The sequence below is a fragment of the Oceanicola sp. 502str15 genome (assembly GCF_024105635.1).
GTDB lineage: Bacteria > Pseudomonadota > Alphaproteobacteria > Rhodobacterales > Rhodobacteraceae > Vannielia.
In genome coordinates, this window is the sequence record NZ_WYDQ01000002.1 from 159,163 (window position 1) to 174,771 (window position 15,609).

Annotated in this window: 16 protein-coding genes; 2 read left to right on the plus strand and 14 right to left on the minus strand. The window is 64.6% G+C overall.

What is annotated here, in order from left to right; translation table 11 throughout:
- Positions 1–176 precede the first annotated feature (176 nt).
- Positions 177–578, plus strand: a complete 402-nt coding sequence (locus tag GTH22_RS21795) for a thermonuclease family protein (protein ID WP_252947821.1) — start codon at positions 177–179, stop codon at positions 576–578.
- Between the two features lie 193 nt (positions 579–771).
- Here the strand turns inward: GTH22_RS21795 and GTH22_RS21800 are convergent, their stop codons facing one another.
- The 7 genes from GTH22_RS21800 to GTH22_RS21830 form a co-directional block, all read right to left on the minus strand.
- Positions 772–1,083, minus strand: a complete 312-nt coding sequence (locus tag GTH22_RS21800) for a MocE family 2Fe-2S type ferredoxin (protein WP_252947822.1) — start codon at positions 1,081–1,083, stop codon at positions 772–774.
- A 154-nt stretch (positions 1,084–1,237) separates the two neighbouring features.
- Positions 1,238–2,266 carry a sterol desaturase family protein gene (locus GTH22_RS21805; RefSeq protein ID WP_252947823.1) on the minus strand — a complete coding sequence of 343 codons (1,029 nt, stop codon included), beginning with the start codon at positions 2,264–2,266 and terminating at the stop codon, positions 1,238–1,240.
- Positions 2,267–2,268: 2 nt separating this feature from the next.
- The gene (locus GTH22_RS21810) at positions 2,269–3,066 is read right to left on the minus strand and encodes a 3-methyl-2-oxobutanoate hydroxymethyltransferase (protein ID WP_252947824.1); all 798 of its coding nucleotides are present in this window, start codon (positions 3,064–3,066) and stop codon (positions 2,269–2,271) included.
- 9 nt (positions 3,067–3,075) lie between these two features.
- Positions 3,076–3,861 carry an ATP-binding cassette domain-containing protein gene (locus GTH22_RS21815; protein WP_252947825.1) on the minus strand — a complete coding sequence of 262 codons (786 nt, stop codon included), beginning with the start codon at positions 3,859–3,861 and terminating at the stop codon, positions 3,076–3,078.
- A gap of 17 nt (positions 3,862–3,878) precedes the next feature.
- Positions 3,879–4,835, minus strand: coding sequence for an ABC transporter permease (locus GTH22_RS21820; protein ID WP_252947826.1), 957 nt, complete (start codon positions 4,833–4,835; stop codon positions 3,879–3,881).
- Complete coding sequence (locus GTH22_RS21825; RefSeq protein WP_252947827.1) at positions 4,832–5,797, minus strand: ABC transporter permease; 966 nt, start codon at positions 5,795–5,797, stop codon at positions 4,832–4,834. The genes GTH22_RS21820 and GTH22_RS21825 overlap by 4 nt, the downstream gene beginning before the upstream one ends.
- 113 nt (positions 5,798–5,910) lie before the next feature.
- A complete protein-coding gene (locus GTH22_RS21830) occupies positions 5,911–6,897 on the minus strand; it encodes a substrate-binding domain-containing protein (protein ID WP_252947828.1) in 987 nt (328 codons plus the stop codon).
- 304 nt (positions 6,898–7,201) lie between these two features.
- Between GTH22_RS21830 and GTH22_RS21835 the strand changes: the two genes are divergently transcribed.
- Positions 7,202–8,278 carry a LacI family DNA-binding transcriptional regulator gene (locus GTH22_RS21835; RefSeq protein ID WP_252947829.1) on the plus strand — a complete coding sequence of 359 codons (1,077 nt, stop codon included), beginning with the start codon at positions 7,202–7,204 and terminating at the stop codon, positions 8,276–8,278.
- Positions 8,279–8,462: 184 nt separating this feature from the next.
- On the opposite strand, the gene GTH22_RS21840 is transcribed toward GTH22_RS21835, so the two are convergent.
- The 7 genes from GTH22_RS21840 to GTH22_RS21870 all read right to left on the minus strand — a co-directional run bounded on the left by GTH22_RS21840 (position 8,463) and on the right by GTH22_RS21870 (position 15,595).
- The gene (locus GTH22_RS21840; protein WP_252947830.1) at positions 8,463–8,960 is read right to left on the minus strand and encodes a RadC family protein; all 498 of its coding nucleotides are present in this window, start codon (positions 8,958–8,960) and stop codon (positions 8,463–8,465) included.
- 49 nt (positions 8,961–9,009) lie between these two features.
- Entirely contained in the window at positions 9,010–9,240 is a 231-nt protein-coding gene (locus tag GTH22_RS21845; RefSeq protein WP_252947831.1) for a hypothetical protein, read from the minus strand.
- Positions 9,241–9,448: 208 nt separating this feature from the next.
- Positions 9,449–10,177: a DUF736 family protein gene (locus tag GTH22_RS21850; RefSeq protein WP_252947832.1), complete on the minus strand. Its 729-nt coding sequence runs from the start codon at positions 10,175–10,177 to the stop codon at positions 9,449–9,451.
- A 118-nt stretch (positions 10,178–10,295) separates the two neighbouring features.
- The gene (locus tag GTH22_RS21855; RefSeq protein ID WP_252947833.1) at positions 10,296–10,574 is read right to left on the minus strand and encodes a hypothetical protein; all 279 of its coding nucleotides are present in this window, start codon (positions 10,572–10,574) and stop codon (positions 10,296–10,298) included.
- A 103-nt stretch (positions 10,575–10,677) separates the two neighbouring features.
- Positions 10,678–14,925: a bifunctional class I SAM-dependent methyltransferase/DEAD/DEAH box helicase gene (locus GTH22_RS21860; protein WP_252947834.1), complete on the minus strand. Its 4,248-nt coding sequence runs from the start codon at positions 14,923–14,925 to the stop codon at positions 10,678–10,680.
- Positions 14,926–15,033: 108 nt separating this feature from the next.
- Positions 15,034–15,309, minus strand: a complete 276-nt coding sequence (locus GTH22_RS21865) for a type II toxin-antitoxin system mRNA interferase toxin, RelE/StbE family (protein WP_252947835.1) — start codon at positions 15,307–15,309, stop codon at positions 15,034–15,036.
- Positions 15,296–15,595, minus strand: coding sequence for a type II toxin-antitoxin system RelB/DinJ family antitoxin (locus GTH22_RS21870; RefSeq protein ID WP_252947836.1), 300 nt, complete (start codon positions 15,593–15,595; stop codon positions 15,296–15,298). The genes GTH22_RS21865 and GTH22_RS21870 overlap by 14 nt, the downstream gene beginning before the upstream one ends.
- Positions 15,596–15,609: the final 14 nt, after the last annotated feature.

Consider the following 15,609-nt stretch of genomic DNA (forward strand, 5'->3'; position numbering starts at 1 on the left):
GCACAACGCCGCGGTGAGGCCGCAGGGCCGAATGCGCGATCGGCCAGGGGCCGATATCTTCCCTGTGATACGCGTAGCTGAGCTGGAGAGGCGATCAGGCACTGAGTGCGGGTCGGGCCAACTCGGGCCACAAAGGTGTGGTACCAGGCTGGCGACAACAACGAGACGGGTTGAGAATGAAACTGGCTACAAGATATCTGATCCCGTTTGCCGTGATCCTGCACACAGCACCCTTGGCCGCCCAGGTCCAGGTGCGCGATGGGGATACCATCGTCGTCGCGGGAACCCCTGTGCGGCTGAACGGCGTAGACGCGCCGGAGCTTGGGACGCGGGCAGGCCGGGATGCTCGTCGATGGATGGTGAACTTCCTCGCCGGGCGTGAGGTCGATTGCGAGCTTAATGGCGAGCGCACCCATGATCGATGGGTCGGCGTCTGTTTCGTCGATGGAAAAGACATCGGCGCTGCGCTCATTGCGGCCGGTCATGCGCTCGACTGTCGCAGGTACTCCGGAGGGCGGTATGCCCATCTGGAAACACCTGCGGCCCGGTCGCGGATCAGGCGAGCCGGCTACTGCTGAGACGCGAGTTGGAAAAGATGGGCGGAAAGCCGTCGTTCGCCGTGATTGGGCGTCGCTATATCCCGAGCGCAAAAGCTGACACTCTTAAAACAAGCATGAAGAGCTTGCACATTCATATCCAAACGAATTCAGATGGCGAGGCGTGTCTGCCGCATTGGTACCGAAGGGCCGATTGGCCGCAATTTTGGTGGACCTAGATTTCCACCCAGACGCGGCCGTTCTCGACCCGGACGGAGTAACTCCTCAGATTCTCGCATGCGGGCGGAGTCTCTACCTCGCCCGTGCGGCAGTCAAAAATGGAAGAGTGCTTGGGGCACTCGATGGTGGCTTCTACGACTAGCCCGTCAGCGAGATGAATTTCCTCATGGGTGCAAAGTCCGTCGCTGCAATAGAAGTTATCCTCGTGGTCTCTCACGACGATGAAGGTGCGGTCGTCGTGATCGAAACGGATGACATCTTCGGCTTCGATATCAGTGGTCGCGCAGGCATTTACCCAAGTCGCCATAGTCTTTTCTCCTTCTTGGTCTGCGGTCTGGCCGGGTTTTTGACGGTTGCAACAACACAAAAAAGCGAGGGTGGCGCTGGGGACCCGCAGCTCCGAGCCGGACTGCACGGACATCCGCGAACCGGTCGGAGCGCCTCGCAATTGGGATGTAGACCTATGGCGTGGAACCGGGATCGCGTTCCGATTTTGCCGCCAGCCGCGACTTCTTGGCGCGGAAGCGTTCCTTCATCTGCGCGTCGCCGGCGGAGGTGCCGTCGTGCCAGGTGCCGCACCACTTGTCGATCGGGATGGTGCCGTCGGCATAGTTCACCTCGAAGTACTTGTGGTGCAGGTAATGGGTGAAGGCATGGGTATCGACGCCGGTGTCTTTGCCGGTCTCGACCTTGTCGAAGCCCACATGCCCGATGACCGCGCCCGTGCCGGTGACTTGCAGGTGATACAGCAGCAAGAGCGGATGCGAGGGCAGGATGATGTGGATCAGGGCGCCGGACCAGTAAAGAAGGTGCTCCACCGGGTGCATCGACAGAGAGGACCATGGCGAGGGGTTGACCGAGTTGTGATGCACCGAGTGGATGTATTTGTAGAGAACCGGCACATGGATCAGCCGGTGGATGAAATAGAAGTGCACCTCATGAAAGACCGGGATCACCAGTCCGAAGGCGAGCAGCCACAGCGGGCTTTCGCCGAAGGTCGTCCAGGGGCCCCAGCCCGAGGCCCAGGCATGAAGCAGGAGCACCTCATAGGCCGACCAGATCGGCAGGCCGGTGCCGAAGGTGCGCAGCGCGTTGTCGATGTTCTGGCTCTTGAACAGGAACACGTCCGAAGGGGTGTCGGCCGGAAACTTCGGGTTGTATTTGAAGCCGGTCCCCTGCCGGCGGCGCACGTAGAGCCTGAGCTCGAGGGCGCCGTAGAGCAGCAGGATCGCCAGCGAATTGCGCGCGAGAATCCAGAGCACCCAGCCCCATGAGAGGGTCTGCATGGTCTCTCGGGAGGGCGTCAGCAGATACCAGAACAGCGCCCCCAGCGCGAGAAAGATCACGTTATAGGGCAGAAAGTAGCTCGGCAGCCAACGCAGAAAACGCACGATGCTCCAGGGCCAGACGAAGATAGGTGCCACCTCCAGCGGGTCTTTCGGGGTCCAGTGGCCGCGCTTGTCGCGGCTTCCGTGGCGTAGGTCGTCCATGTTCAGCTCCCGGTTCGTGTCGCGCGTGTCATGAAGTCTTCGAGGGCCGCCTCGGGCATCCTGATTTCATGCGCCGCTTCCGGGTAGGCCCCGGCGTTCACATCGGCGCTGAAGGCCCGGAATGCCTCGACGCGCTTGGCGTGCAACTCGCCCTCGAGGGTGACGAAGTCGGCATATTTCTTGGAATGCCGCGGATAGTGCCCGGTGTGCGTGCCCAGCAGATCGCAGGAGAACAGATACTGGGTGTCACAGACGGCCCCGCAGCCCATGCCTTCGGTGATCATGGAGGTGTTCCGGGTGATGAAATCGGCCAGCTCCACCGGCACCAGTTCCATCTCGACGAAGACGGCGCCCGCGTTCTCGAGGTCCTTGGCGCGCTGATAGACGGCGAGGGCCTCCTCTGCGGTCTTTCCCACGGCGCGAACGCCTGTCCATGTTCCCCAGCGCGGCACGTAGCCCACGTGGCCGCACACCGGGATGCCCTCCTTGGCCATGGCTTCGACGATCCGCAGGGACCCGGCGAAGTAAATCGCATCGACCCCGCGTTCCATGGCCGCGAAGCCGTCACGGATGGCGATCTCTTCCGAGGTCATGTGGCCCTGCGGATAGCCCGCCTGAATGAACACGCCCGGCGCCGCGGCGCGCACGGCGTCGAGCCGGTCATCGACCTCGAAGGTGAACATCTCCACGCCAGCCTCGGCCGCGGCGGCGGCTTCGGCGGCGGTATCGACATGAACGGTGAGAAACTGCCGGACGCCTTTGAGCTTGCGCAGCGCGGCAAGTGTTCGTTTGGCCTGCATCCTTGCCTCCTATGCCGCTGCGATCGCGCGGATTTCTTGTTCGAGATCCGCCATTTCAGCGCCGCCCGCCATCAGGTGGCGGATCTGGTCATGGGCGATGTCGGCGGTGGTGCCCTGCCCGATGACCTCGCCCAGCGCGAGGAAGGTGAAGCGGTCGGCGGTGAGCTGGGCATGCACCTCGTTATGGGTGATGAAGATGATCGCGATGTCGCCGCGCGCCCGCACCCGCATGATGGTTTTCAGCACCTCCATCTGCTGCTTCTGACCAAGCGCCGAGGTCGGCTCGTCGAGGATCAGCACCTTGGCGCCGAAGTAGATGGCCCGCGCGATGGCGAGTGTCTGGCGCTGGCCGCCAGACATCGTGCCGACCGGCTGGCGCGGGTCTTCTGCGTTGATGCCGATCTTGTGCATCTGCTCAAGCGAGATGCGCTCCATCTCGGCATCGTCGAGGATGCCCAACCATTTCGGGCCCTTGTAGAGCTCGCGCCCCATAAAGAAGTTGCGGCTGACCGACATCAGCGGGGCAAGCGCAAGGTCCTGATAGACCGTGCCGATCCCGCAGGCCGCGGAATCCCGTGGCGAGGCGAATTGCACGGGCGCGCCCTCCACCACGATATCGCCCGAGGTGGGGCGGAACACGCCGGACAGTATCTTGATGAGCGTCGACTTTCCGGCGCCGTTGTCTCCCAGCAGCGCGTGGACCTCGCCGGGGTAGACCTCGAGGCTGACCCCCCGGAGCGCGGAAAACGCGCCGAAGGTCTTCACGACGTTTCTCAGTTCTACGATCGGTTTCATGCGATTATCCTCTGTGATCAACGCGCGGCGAACAGCCGGGGAAAGGCGCCGCGGAACGCGACGAGCCCCACCAGCACCGTGCCGAGCAGGATCTGGTAGGCGAAGATGTTGATCCCCATCAGGATCAGCCCGTGCTTCAGCGACAGAAGGGTGATGACGCCCAGAAGCGCGCCCCAGACGGTGCCGGCCCCTCCCAGCAGCAGCACCCCGCCAATGACGGTTGCGGCGATGGCCTCGAATTCCATGTTGGTTGCGGTCGTGGTGGAGACGGATGACAGGTTGGCGGCGGTGATGATGCCCGCGAAGCCTGCCAGCATCGCGCCGAGCATGAAGGTTCTGGTCTTGACCCGGCCGACCGGAACGCCGGTGGCGGTTGCGGCGGCTATGTCGCCGCCAACCGCGTACACGTGGTTGCCGAAGCGGGTCTTGGCCATGACGAAGGTGAATATGGCGATGAGCAGCGCGCAGATAAGAACCGCCGTGTGCAGCCCGAGCACCTTGCCGCCCAGCACCCCGAGCAGCCAGTTGGACTGGACCTCTTCCGGCGTGACCAGCGTGAAGCCGCCCGTGACCCATTCCACGAGGCCCCTGTAGATGAACAGGAACCCCAGCGTGACCAGCAGCGAGGGCAGCTGGAAGCGCCAGACCAGAAAACCGTTCAGCCATCCGATTGCGGCGGCGAGCAGCATCGAGAGCACGAAGGCCAGCTCCGGCCCGGTGCCGGCGGTGATCAGCAGCAGGAAGACCATGCTGACAAAGGCATAGACCGACCCGACCGAGAGATCGAACTCGCCGGAGACGATGACCATCGCGGTTCCGATTGCCACGATGCCCAGCCAGGATGCGTCTCGCAGCAGGCTCGGCAGGTTTGCAATCCAGCCGTTCCCGATCAGGGCCCAGAACAGGAAGAACAGGGCGAGCACGGCGACCATCGCGATAGCTTCGAGGCGTCCGGTAAAGCTGAAACGGGTCATGCGCGTGCTCCCAGCCGGGTGTCGAGCAGACGCGAGAACATCAGGAAGCCAATCAGGATCGCCCCGACCAGCGCGATATACCATGAGGTTGGCGCGCCCATCATCATCAGCCCGCCCTTGAGCGAGGACAGCACGAAGACGCCCAGCACCGGGCCCCAGATTGAGCCCACGCCGCCGCGCAGCGTGCACCCGCCGATGACAGCCGCCGCGATGGTTTCAAGCTCCATCTTCACGCCGGAGGTGGAATAGACCGACCCCTCCTGACAGACGACGAGAACACCCGCCAGACCGGCGAGGCCGGAGCAGACCATGAAAGATTTGATCTTTGTCGCCGCCGGCGAAATTCCATTTGCCAGTGCGGCCCGCGGGTTGCCGCCCACGGCCAGCAAGTGGTTGCCGAAGCGGGTCTTGGCAAGGACGAAGACGAAAAAGGCCGTCAGCACGAGAAGAAAGATGACGGTGACGTTCACATCGCCTATGCGGCTCTTGAGCAGCTCCACCACCCCGTCGCGGCGATACTCCCGCGGGATCGACATGCTGAAGCCCCGCGTGGCGATGTAGGTGATCCCGCGATACACGAAGAGCCCGCCCAGCGTGACAATCATCGAGGGCACGCCGAAGCGCGTTGTCAGCACCCCGTTCAGAAACCCGATGGCGCAGGCCACGACCAGCGCAAGAAGGGCCGACGGGATGACGCCGATGGCCATGGTGTCCATGCACCAGATGAACACCACGCCAACGAAAGCAAAGACCGACCCAACCGAAAGATCGACCTCGCCGGAGGTCATCAGAATAGCCTGCCCGATGGCGATGATGCCGACCCCGGCCGTGATCCGGAGCACGCTGGGAATGGAACCGAGCCAAAGCCCGCCGGTCGAGATGATGAAGAAGGCGATGATCAGCACCGCGCCGATGACGACGCCGGTTTCTATGCGACCGAGGATCAGCTTCGTGATGTCCATGGACGTGCCCCTTGAAAGTAAGTCATCGGGCGAGGCTGAGCGCCTCGCCCGGGGTGGAGACGGCCGGGAGGAACGGGCCGTCTCCGGGGAGTTGAAAGCGCCTAGAGCACCCCTCAGAACGGCGAGAGATCGTAATAGGCGTCTTCACCGAGGATGTTCATGACCACCGTCTTGAACTGCTCGGCATTGTCGGCATCGACCACCAGGGGCCCGGTGACGATGGGAGCCGTCGGCGCCATTTGCGTTTCGTTGTAATGCAGCAAGACATCGTAGGCGAAAGGCGCTTGAAGCGGGAACAGGGTGGAGAAGGTCGCGGTGCAGAGCTCCGCCAGCACGCATTCCAGCGACGAGGGCGAGTCGGAGTCGGTCAGGATTGCGATGTCTTCACGCCCCAGTTCCCGGACCACGTCGGTGATCCACTTGTTCGCCAGCGAGGTTGCCCAGATGACGCTGACATCGGGGTTGCTGACGATGTAGGAGCGGATGATGTCCATCGCCTTCAGCGGCTCGTCGCCAATGGCCAGCTTGTCGGCCACCACGCCCTCGGGCATCGTTTCGAAAAAGCCCTTCGCCCGCTGCTCGTGCCCGGCATGACCGAGATGCGCCATCAGATAGGCCACGCGCGTAGGCGTGCCGTCCTCCAGAATGCGTTTGCCCATCACCTGGCCGATGACGTTCTCATTGGCATCGACGGAGGTGAGATATAGGCCTTCCAGCTTGGCGTTGTCTTCTGCACCTGGCGGGTGCGAGGTGACCGAGACGAAGGGAATGCCCTTTTCCTTGGCGGCCTTGAGGCCGGGCAGCATGGCGTCTACCGAAGAGATGTGCATCGCGATCCCGTCGGGATTGGCGTTCAGCACCGTGTCGAGAAACTTCGCATGTTCCGCCGGGTCGTAGGCTTCCGGACCGACATATTTGATCTCTACGTCCGGATGCGCTTCCATATAGGCCTCGCCGGCCTTGATGTGGAACTGCACGTTGGCATCGGTCATGCTCCACAGGACGTGGTAGAACGTATACTTGGCTTCTGCATGGGCAACGCCCGCGACGCCGATTGCCATGGCCGCCGACAGAGCCGTGGCGCGCAAGAATGTTTTCATATGATCCTCCCTGGACTGGCGCAGCATGTCGCGGCGCCGAAATTGAGCGTTCGTGTCATGACCTGCCGGTGGTCTCCTCCCGCCCGGCCGGGACCTGAAACAACAGTTGCGACAATACAACCCAAGGCCCCGGCGCAAAGGTACCGAATTGGCCCAAAATAGCCCACTTCAGCCACCATCCCGGGCATCATGGGCGCTTATGCGTGCAAAATTGGGCCATTTGGGACATTTTGCATCTGGCGCAATCGCATCAGACAGCGCACCGTCTGGCGCACCACCACCTGAGAACAGCCGGGTCGACTCGATGACTGCACAGAAGACCCCGCCTCCGGTTTCCAAGAAGGTCCGGATCACCGACATCTGCAACGCCACGGGATTGTCCCGCTCCACCGTCGACCGTGCGATCAACGGGCGCGGACAGGTGCATCCTCGCACCGTCGAGCACATCCGCAACGCGCTGCGGGTTCTCTCCGACATGCCGGTGGACGCTCGACCGGAAGACGCCCCTCCGGTTGATGTTCTGCTTCGGCTCGGCAAGGGCATGGCCTTCCAGATGAAACAAGTCTTCGATCGTCTCAGGAACCCGACCGATCGCTATTTCGACCTTTTCCAGCTCAACGAGGAAACCATCCTGAGACAGCTTCAGGAGGTCTGCGCCGATACCAGCCGCGCCGCTATTGTGACCGTCAAGGACACAGATCGGGTTCACTCCGTCCTGTCTAGCGCGCGGCGCGCCGGAAAGCGCATCATCGCGCTGATTTCCGATCTGGAACAGGAGTGCCGCAACGGCTTCGTGGGAATCGACAATAAGGCCGCCGGATCGACCGCCGCTTATATGATCGCCCAGGCGCTAGGCAACCGGCCGGCGACCGTCGGCGTCGCGGTGGGCGATCACGCATTCCGCTGCCACGAGGACCGAGAGATCGGTTTTCGATCTACCCTGCGCGAGATTGCCCCAAGAGTGATCCTGGCCGCAGAAGCAAAGGGCGAGGACAACCCGGAGAAAACCTATCACGCCATCCGCAGAATGCTTGAGGCCCACCCCGGCATGGGCGCGATCTACAACGTCAGCGGCGGCAACGCTGGCCTCGCGCGGGCCCTGCGCGAACTCGGGATCGATCAGGACATGGTCGTCATCCTGCACGAGCTGACCTCGGTGACCGTGCCGATCCTGATCGACGGAACACTGAACTATTCCATCTCCCAGGACCCTACGGCGTTGATGTCTTGCGCTATCCAGATGGCACGTAGCCCACTGCTGGAAGGCGATCCTTCGAAGCAAGTAGACTTCGGAGTCTTCACCCGCTTCAACCTGCCTGCTTATGCGAAAGGTCTGCCCGGCGAGGAAATCTGGGCGGTGGGCCATGACGGGAGTTGGTGAGCTTTGTGCTCTGAAGTCGTCCAAGGTTGTCAAGCGATGTAACACTGCGGAGAAAGCAGCGGAAAAGACACCCAATTGACCAAAGTCGGCAATAATGGATGGCCCTGTTGCACGCCGCTCTACTGCGAATGGCAGCTTAAGGCCGAATGTCGACGCTTCCCGTTGAAGCGGTGAATGCCACACTTCAGTTATCCAGCATGCCCGCCGACCGCATGCTGAAGGCGGCTTTCTCCCGGCCGAAGCCGACGATCAGATGATCGTGGACCGCGATCTCCATAAGCTTGCACGCCTCGAGTATCTTCCTGGTGAGCTCGATGTCAGCGTCGCTCGGATGTGGATCGCCGGATGGATGGTTGTGGCAGAGGATGAGAGCCGAGGCATCGAAGACCAGAGCGGCGCGAACAACCTCGCTCACGTAGACCGGAACGTGAACAAGGCTCCCACGGCCCATGATCTTGTCTTGGATTAACCTGTTCTTGCGATCCAACAGTAGCACTCTGAACACCTCGGCGCGTTCGCAAATAGCATTGAGCGCCAGGTAGTCGGTTAGCAGTGGCCAAGAGTGCAACGCGGCGGTCGAACGCGCGTGCTCGCGCAAGATCGTCCGGGCCGCATCGATGGTCGCAACTTCGGCCTCCGAGAAGCCACATGGCTGCGTCGGGGGAGGGTCGTCGTCGTCCAAGGAGTTCATGTGGCGTCCTTTCGATTGAGGGTTTCTCGGACATCGCGGCTCAGATCATCCCGGCGATCACGAGGCCGGATTTCATGGAGGGGCGGCCGCAGGCCTCACAGAAGCCTGCGCGCTGATCCGGTTCGAGGTCCGTGGTGTGATCGCACCCGGGCACCATGCAGATCGCGGGCGCGACGCTCTCCAGCGCATGGTCTTCTAGGAAATCCGTGACCTCGGCGTAGCCTTCGGTCCGGGCGAGGGTGAGAAGCTTGGGATGGGAGAGATTGAACATCGCGTCTGTCCTTCTTTGGGAGTCAAAGGCCGTGAGGGAAGCCGAACTGCGCCGGCTCCCCTCACTGGGCCTGACTCTCGGGCTGGCGGGCTGAATGGCAGGAGACATGCCGCCAGCTCGCGTCAGACCGCTCTCGGGAGGATCAGGCCCGCACGGCGAAAGGCGCCCCGGTTCCCCGGGACGCCCCCTGCTCGCGTTTCGAAGCGGATCAGCCGACCAGCGCGAGACCGACGTTCTCAGCCCGGTCCTCGGCGGCGCTCTCGACGAAGGGGATGATCGAGAAGGTCTGCCCGCCCCGCTGCTCCTCGTTCTGCACGGCATTCACCCGGAGATCGCCGTCAGGCGTGTTGATCAGGAGCGAAAGGTAGCGGTTCCCGGTCCGGTTGCTCTTCGCCATCCAGGCCGAGCCCACGCGGATCGGGTGGCCCTTGGGCGAGCTGACCTCGATCCGGTAGTCGGCATGGGTCTGTTCCACCTTGAACTCGTTCTCGATGAGCACGAACTCGAGGTCGAACATCATGTTGGCGATGTAGCCGGCGAAGGCGTTGTCGGCATCCATCGCGGTCAGCTCGCCGGAGATCGAGCCGGACTTCATGGTGCCGCTCGAGACCAGCGGGATGACCTGGAATTCCCCGGTGTCGGTCTCCCGCGCCTCCTTCGTCTGCACCGCGTTAACCCGGAACGGGCCGACGCCGACATCGAGCTGCAGCGAGAGGTAGGGATTTCCGGTGGTGTTGCCGGTCTCGTTCCAGGCCGTGCCGATGCGCACCTTGCGCCCGGCCTTGTTGACCGCGGTGACATCGTAGTCCGGGCTCCGCTCGGACATCTTGGCCCGGGTCTCGAGCTGGATCGCGATGTCGAAGCGGCTGGAGTGGATCATGCCGGCATAGGCGGCGGCTGCGGTTTCGGGGGTCCTGGTCAGGGTTCCTGCGAACATGGGTCTTCTCCTCGGGTTTGCCGGTGCTCGACCCTTGGCCCAGGACCGACGGTTTGCGTTTCGACCCCTCATGGGATCGCAAAATCCCCAAGCCCTCTTTCCTTTCTTCTCCCGTCCGTCAGCCCGGCCCGTCGCCGGACGGGGTATCTAACGTTGACGCGCGCACCGCCCTCCCCTGCCCCGTCGCAGCACCCTGGCGCGACTTCGAAACGTAGAAGTCGGCCTCGGCCCCGTTCAGTCGGCGGCCACTGCGGTCGGTCAGCCCGATGGTGCTGCCATTCTGGGCAAAGATGATGAGGAATTGGCCTGTGCTGTCCCGATGCACCCGGTAGGCTTCGTTGGCCCAGTGGACGCATTTGCCCGCCTCCACGGCGGCCATGATCTCCGCGATGTTCATGTGGCTCTCCAGTTCAGGCTGCGTGCGCGCTGGCTCGGGGCGGCAGCCCCCCGAGCCGATATTAGCGAGGCGCGCGCTCCAGGTTTCCCTTTGGGCGTGCGGCTCAGGCCGCTTTAGTTGCCTCGCCACGAGCGCCGACAATCCGTTCCAGGATCGCGGCGGGATCGACACCGTCCCCATGCGGCACGAAGACCCGGAGCTGGTAGGCGATGATCTCGGTGAAACACCCCACTGCTTTCAGCCCTTCGATTTCGCCCTTGTCCGCGCCGTCGATCTCCAGCCGCACGGCGCCGGCCACGCGACGGCGCACGAGCGACAGTCCGCGGCCCAGATCGACCGGTGCGCTGGTGCCCAGGGCGGCGGTGAGCATCTCCTGCGGGGTTGTCGGCGTGCCCACCATGAACCGGGCGCGCAGGGCCGCGGCGCCGTCCTCGCTGACGGTCCGGCCGATCATGCTCGGTTGGCCTTCGGGCGTGACCCGGTAGATCCGCTCGTTGCCCGAGGGGATGTCCTTCCAGATCGGCAGCAGCAGCCCGGTCAGCAGGTAGAGCTTCGTCGTGCTCACCTTGGGCAGGCAGTCGGCCTCTTCGCCCCAGAGCCGCAGGAACTCCTCCGGTTCGATCTGCTCCCACGCCGAGCGCTCGAACCTCTCCTCCTCCACGTAACTCGACCCGGTCGGCCGGGTCACCTTGCGCATGAGGGTGACGATCTCCTCGTCGTAGATCTGCATCGGCCGCGACGAGATCAGCCCCGCACGCCCGGAGGCGCGATTAATCATCGCCAGCTTGTCCGGGTTGCGGTCCAGCGCCTCCTCCGCCGAGAGCACGTGGACAGGGTCCGTCACTTCGAGCCCGACGATGCGGGTCACCGCCCCGGAGCGCGGGCAGGTCCAGAGATCCTCCGTCGAGACCTGCTCGATCCGCTCGCCACGCAGGGTCTCCACCCCGAGATCGAGCGTGCCGGCGGCGCGCGCCCGTTCGGTCTGATCGGCAATTCGGGCCATGAATTCGGCAAAGAGCGCGTTCTGCATGTGGATCGGCAGCGCCAGAACCCGGTTCAGGAACCGCTGGATCGGCGGCAGATCCTCGAGCAGCACGCCGTCCTGGTCGGTCAATCTCAGCGCGGTCCAGTCCGAGAACTGCGCGTAGCTCATCGCACGGGCACGCCCGGCGGCCAGGTCGGCGTAGTAGCCCCGGAGCGCGGAGCGCGCAATCGGGCTTTCGAGATTGTCCTCGGGCCGGAACATCCCCTGCGCGCCGGTCTCGCGCTGGCCCTTGGTGAGCGCGCCCAGCTGGTCGAGCCTCCGGGCGATCGTCGAGGTGAAGCGTTTCTCGCCGTGCACGTCCGAGGTGCAGACCCGGAAGAAGGGCGCCGAGACCTGGGCCGAGCGATGGGTGCGGCCGAGCCCCTGGATCGCCGCATCGGCGCGCCAGCCGGGCTCGAGGAGGTAGTGCCGGCGCCGTTTCTGGTTCCTCGCGGTCTCGGCGGCATGATAGGACCGCCCGGTCCCGCCGGCGTCGGAGAAGATGAGAATGTCCTTCTCGCCCTCCATGAAGGCGCGGGTTTCCGAGGAATTGCTGCTGGCGCTGCGCGTCTCGATGAAGAGCGCGCCCTCCCGGGATTTCAGGGGGCGGATGGAGCGCCCGGTGACCTCGGCCACGGCCTCGTCGCCGAAAGCCCAGAGGATCTGGTCGAGCGCCGCGGGGATCGGCGCCAGGGACATCAGCTCGAGCATCGCCGCATCGCGCAGGGCCAGCGCCTCCCGCGAGACGACCAGTTCGCCCTCCGCATCCCGGAGCGGCTCGGCCACGATCGTGCCCTCGATCTCGACGAGCTTCTGGGCGTGGATCGGGAAGGCCTGCTCGAGGTAGGAGAGCACGTAGTCCCGCGGCGTCAACGCCCCCTCGACCAGCGCGTCTTCCGGGTCCATCGCCTCGAGCCGCCGCTTCAGAAGGCTCTCGCCGGTGGAGACCACCTGGACGACGCAGGCGTAGCCCTGCGCGATATCCTGCGCGATGGCGCGGATGACGGTCGGGGCTTTCATCCCCATCAGGAGGTGGTTGAAGAAGCGCTGCTTGGTGCTCTCGAAGCGCGACTTCGCCGAGGCCTTGGCGGCGGAGGCGTTGGTCTGGCCGGAGGCATCGTTGACGCCGGTCGCGGTCAGCGCGGCCTCGAGATTGTGGTGGATCGTCCGGAAGGCGCCGGCATAGGCATCGTAGATCTCGACCTGCGCCGGGGTCAGCGCATGTTCGAGCAAGTCGTATTCCACGCCATCGAAGCTGAGCGCGCGGGCGGTGTAGAAGCCGAGCGTTTTCAGGTCGCGGGCCACCACCTCCATCGCCGCCACCCCGCCAGCCTCCATCGCCGCGACGAAACTCTCGCGGCTCGGGAAGGGGTATTCCGGCCCCGGACCCCAGAGCCCGAGGCGTGCGGCATAGGCGAGGTTCGAGACGCTCGTCGCGCCCGTGGCCGAAATGTAGAAGACCCGGGCGCGGGGCGCGGCAAGTTGCAGCCGCAGTCCCGCAAGACCCTGCTGCGAGGGTTTGACCCCCCTGCCCTGGTCAGACCCGGCGGCGTTCTGCATCGCATGCGCCTCGTCGAAGGCCAGCACGCCGTCGAACTCGTCCCCCATCCAATCGAGGATCTGGCCCAGGCGGGTCGTTCCGCATTTGCCTGCCGAACGCAGCGTCGCATAGGTCACGAAGAGGATGCCGTCGCCCATCGGGATCGGCTGATCGGGCTTCCATCTGGAGAGCGGCTGGATGTCGGCGGGCGAGCCGCCAAGATCGGTCCAGTCGCGCAGCGCATCCTCGATGAGCGTCGCGGATTTCGAGATCCAGATGGCCTTGCGGCGTCCCGCGAGCCAGTTCACCAGGATGAGCCCGGCGCATTCCCGGCCCTTGCCGCAGCCGGTGCCGTCGCCGAGGAAATAGCCGAGCCGGTAGGCGCGGGCCTCCGGATCATCGTCGGCCCGCGTCAGACGGGTGTGGTCGGAGTCGATGGTGAACCGGCCTGGCAGGTCGCGGGCATGGGCGTCATGCGCCATGAGGATGGTCTCGAGCTGCGCCTCGGAGAGATGGCCCTCTTCGACCAGGCGGGCCGGCAGCCGCAACTCGCGGGCGCCACCGGTCGACGGCATCGGCGGGGCCACCGAGGCCATGGCGATGCTCTCGACAAGCGGCGTCGGGTGCTCCCGCGCGCCCGCGATCTTGATCCGCTGCGGGCGATAGCGCGCATAGATGTCGGAGACGGGCGCATTCTCGCGCGGGGTCGCGAGGGTCGTGAACGTCAGCGGGATCGTGGCATGGGAGCTGGATCTCGCGGATGGCGCACTCACGATCCGCGATCTGCGGGCGTTGGCACCAGTTAGCCGCTGCGGTCCGGGCCGGAGAGGCAGCCTGGGTCGGGCCACTGCAGCCGGAGGGCGGGATGCGGCAACCTTGTCGATGTAATTCGCGGCCCCGTCCAGGTGATCGATGGCCGCGCGACGCAACTCGACCTCCTCCTCGACCTTGTCGAAGACCAGGAGCTGGGTGTCCACGCTGGTACCGAGCCTGGCGTAGACATGGCCCGGGACCGAGAGGGCGAGACGCGGTTTGGCGATCGCGATGACCCGCGCCCAGTGCGCCGCGTCCCGCTCGGGTGAGAACCCCAAGGGCAGGATCGCGACCAGACGCCCACCGGGCGCGAGCCGCTTCGCCGCCGAGATGAGATGCTTGGCCGCGATGTGCCTGTCCCGCGACCGGTCAACCGAGGAGGCGAAGGGCGGGTTCATCAGGACAACGCTCGGCCGGTCGGGGGTCGCCAGGAGGTCGTCGATGTGCTCGGCGTCGAAGCCGGTGACCTCAACCTGGAACAAGGCCCCGAGAAGCGCCCTGCGAAAGGGGTCGATCTCGTTGAGCATCAACCTGGCGCCCGCCCGCGCGGCGAAAGTGGCGAGCGCTCCGGTGCCGGCCGAGGGCTCAAGGACGGTATCGCCCGACCTGATCGCCGCCGCGCGCGCAACCAGCGCCGCATAGGGCAGCGGCGTCGAGAATTGCTGCAGCCGGATCTGCTGCTCGGAGCGGCGCGTTTCGCTCAGAAGCCGCGCGGCCAGCATACGCGTCAGCGAAGCCGCGTCTTCGGCCCCCGCGCCCGCAACGCGCAGCGCGGCAGCGGCCTGCATCATGTCGTAGGCCATCCGCCAGGACCACGCGCCCGCGGCGTCGCTGCCGCCGAAGGTCTCGCGCATGATCCGGGCCAGCGAGGAGGTCCTGAGCGGCCGGTCTTCGATCTCGCGGCCGATCTGGGAAAGCGCGTACTGCAGGCGCTGGCGGGACGGAAGGTTGGGATGGGGCTTGGGCGTGGCCATGTCGTCTGTCCTTCGAGTCAGAGTGCGGGTCTGACAGGACAGAAAGCCCCCTTTCCGCTTTTGGAGCGCAAAGAGGGGGCTGAGCGCAGAGGGGTTACACCAGCTCGCTCAAGGCCATTGCTGCGCCGCGTGCAACACTCGAAGGATCGTCACGGTGTCCGGCGTCTCGGTATAGACCACGATGTAGTTCGGGCGCACGACCATCTCGCGGGTGCTGTCGACGCGGCCCGCGCGGTACATTCGAGGATGCTCCGGAAGGCGAGCGGCCTTGTCCTCGATTTCGTCCTTCAGGGCTTGTGCGGCGTCCGGGTTGTCGTCTGAAATATAGTCGATGATGGCCAGCAGGTCGGCAATGGACGTGGCCGTCCATTCAAGACCCGGCACGGCGCTTTCCGTCGATCAGTGCCTGTGCTTCCTGCATGACTTGCGTATGAGGCTTGGCCGGGCGCGGATCCTCGAGAGCTTCCTGCACCTTGGCACGAAACCAGGCGTCGTAGGCTTCGGGGTCCGCTGTCAGCCCCGCCGGCAATCCGCCTTCGGCGGCCACGCGCGTCAAGAGAATTCGCACGGCATCCGACAAGGTGAGACCGACGCCGGCGAGCGCGTCGGAGGCCTGGGCTTTCAACTGGTCATCGACACGGACATGGAGCATGGATGTCTGGGCGGGCATGGTCAGGTCTCCTT

Excerpts from the sequence above, each read along its gene's own strand:
- GTH22_RS21795 (WP_252947821.1), top strand. The coding sequence starts at position 177 with ATGAAACTGGCTACAAGATATCTGATCCCGTTTGCCGTGATCCTGCAC.
- GTH22_RS21800 (WP_252947822.1), bottom strand. The coding sequence starts at position 1,083 with ATGGCGACTTGGGTAAATGCCTGCGCGACCACTGATATCGAAGCCGAA.
- GTH22_RS21805 (WP_252947823.1), bottom strand. The coding sequence starts at position 2,266 with ATGGACGACCTACGCCACGGAAGCCGCGACAAGCGCGGCCACTGGACC.
- GTH22_RS21810 (WP_252947824.1), bottom strand. The coding sequence starts at position 3,066 with ATGCAGGCCAAACGAACACTTGCCGCGCTGCGCAAGCTCAAAGGCGTC.
- GTH22_RS21815 (WP_252947825.1), bottom strand. The coding sequence starts at position 3,861 with ATGAAACCGATCGTAGAACTGAGAAACGTCGTGAAGACCTTCGGCGCG.
- GTH22_RS21820 (WP_252947826.1), bottom strand. The coding sequence starts at position 4,835 with ATGACCCGTTTCAGCTTTACCGGACGCCTCGAAGCTATCGCGATGGTC.
- GTH22_RS21825 (WP_252947827.1), bottom strand. The coding sequence starts at position 5,797 with ATGGACATCACGAAGCTGATCCTCGGTCGCATAGAAACCGGCGTCGTC.
- GTH22_RS21830 (WP_252947828.1), bottom strand. The coding sequence starts at position 6,897 with ATGAAAACATTCTTGCGCGCCACGGCTCTGTCGGCGGCCATGGCAATC.
- GTH22_RS21835 (WP_252947829.1), top strand. The coding sequence starts at position 7,202 with ATGACTGCACAGAAGACCCCGCCTCCGGTTTCCAAGAAGGTCCGGATC.
- GTH22_RS21845 (WP_252947831.1), bottom strand. The coding sequence starts at position 9,240 with ATGTTCAATCTCTCCCATCCCAAGCTTCTCACCCTCGCCCGGACCGAA.
- GTH22_RS21850 (WP_252947832.1), bottom strand. The coding sequence starts at position 10,177 with ATGTTCGCAGGAACCCTGACCAGGACCCCCGAAACCGCAGCCGCCGCC.
- GTH22_RS21855 (WP_252947833.1), bottom strand. The coding sequence starts at position 10,574 with ATGAACATCGCGGAGATCATGGCCGCCGTGGAGGCGGGCAAATGCGTC.
- GTH22_RS21860 (WP_252947834.1), bottom strand. The coding sequence starts at position 14,925 with ATGGCCACGCCCAAGCCCCATCCCAACCTTCCGTCCCGCCAGCGCCTG.
- GTH22_RS21870 (WP_252947836.1), bottom strand. The coding sequence starts at position 15,595 with ATGCCCGCCCAGACATCCATGCTCCATGTCCGTGTCGATGACCAGTTG.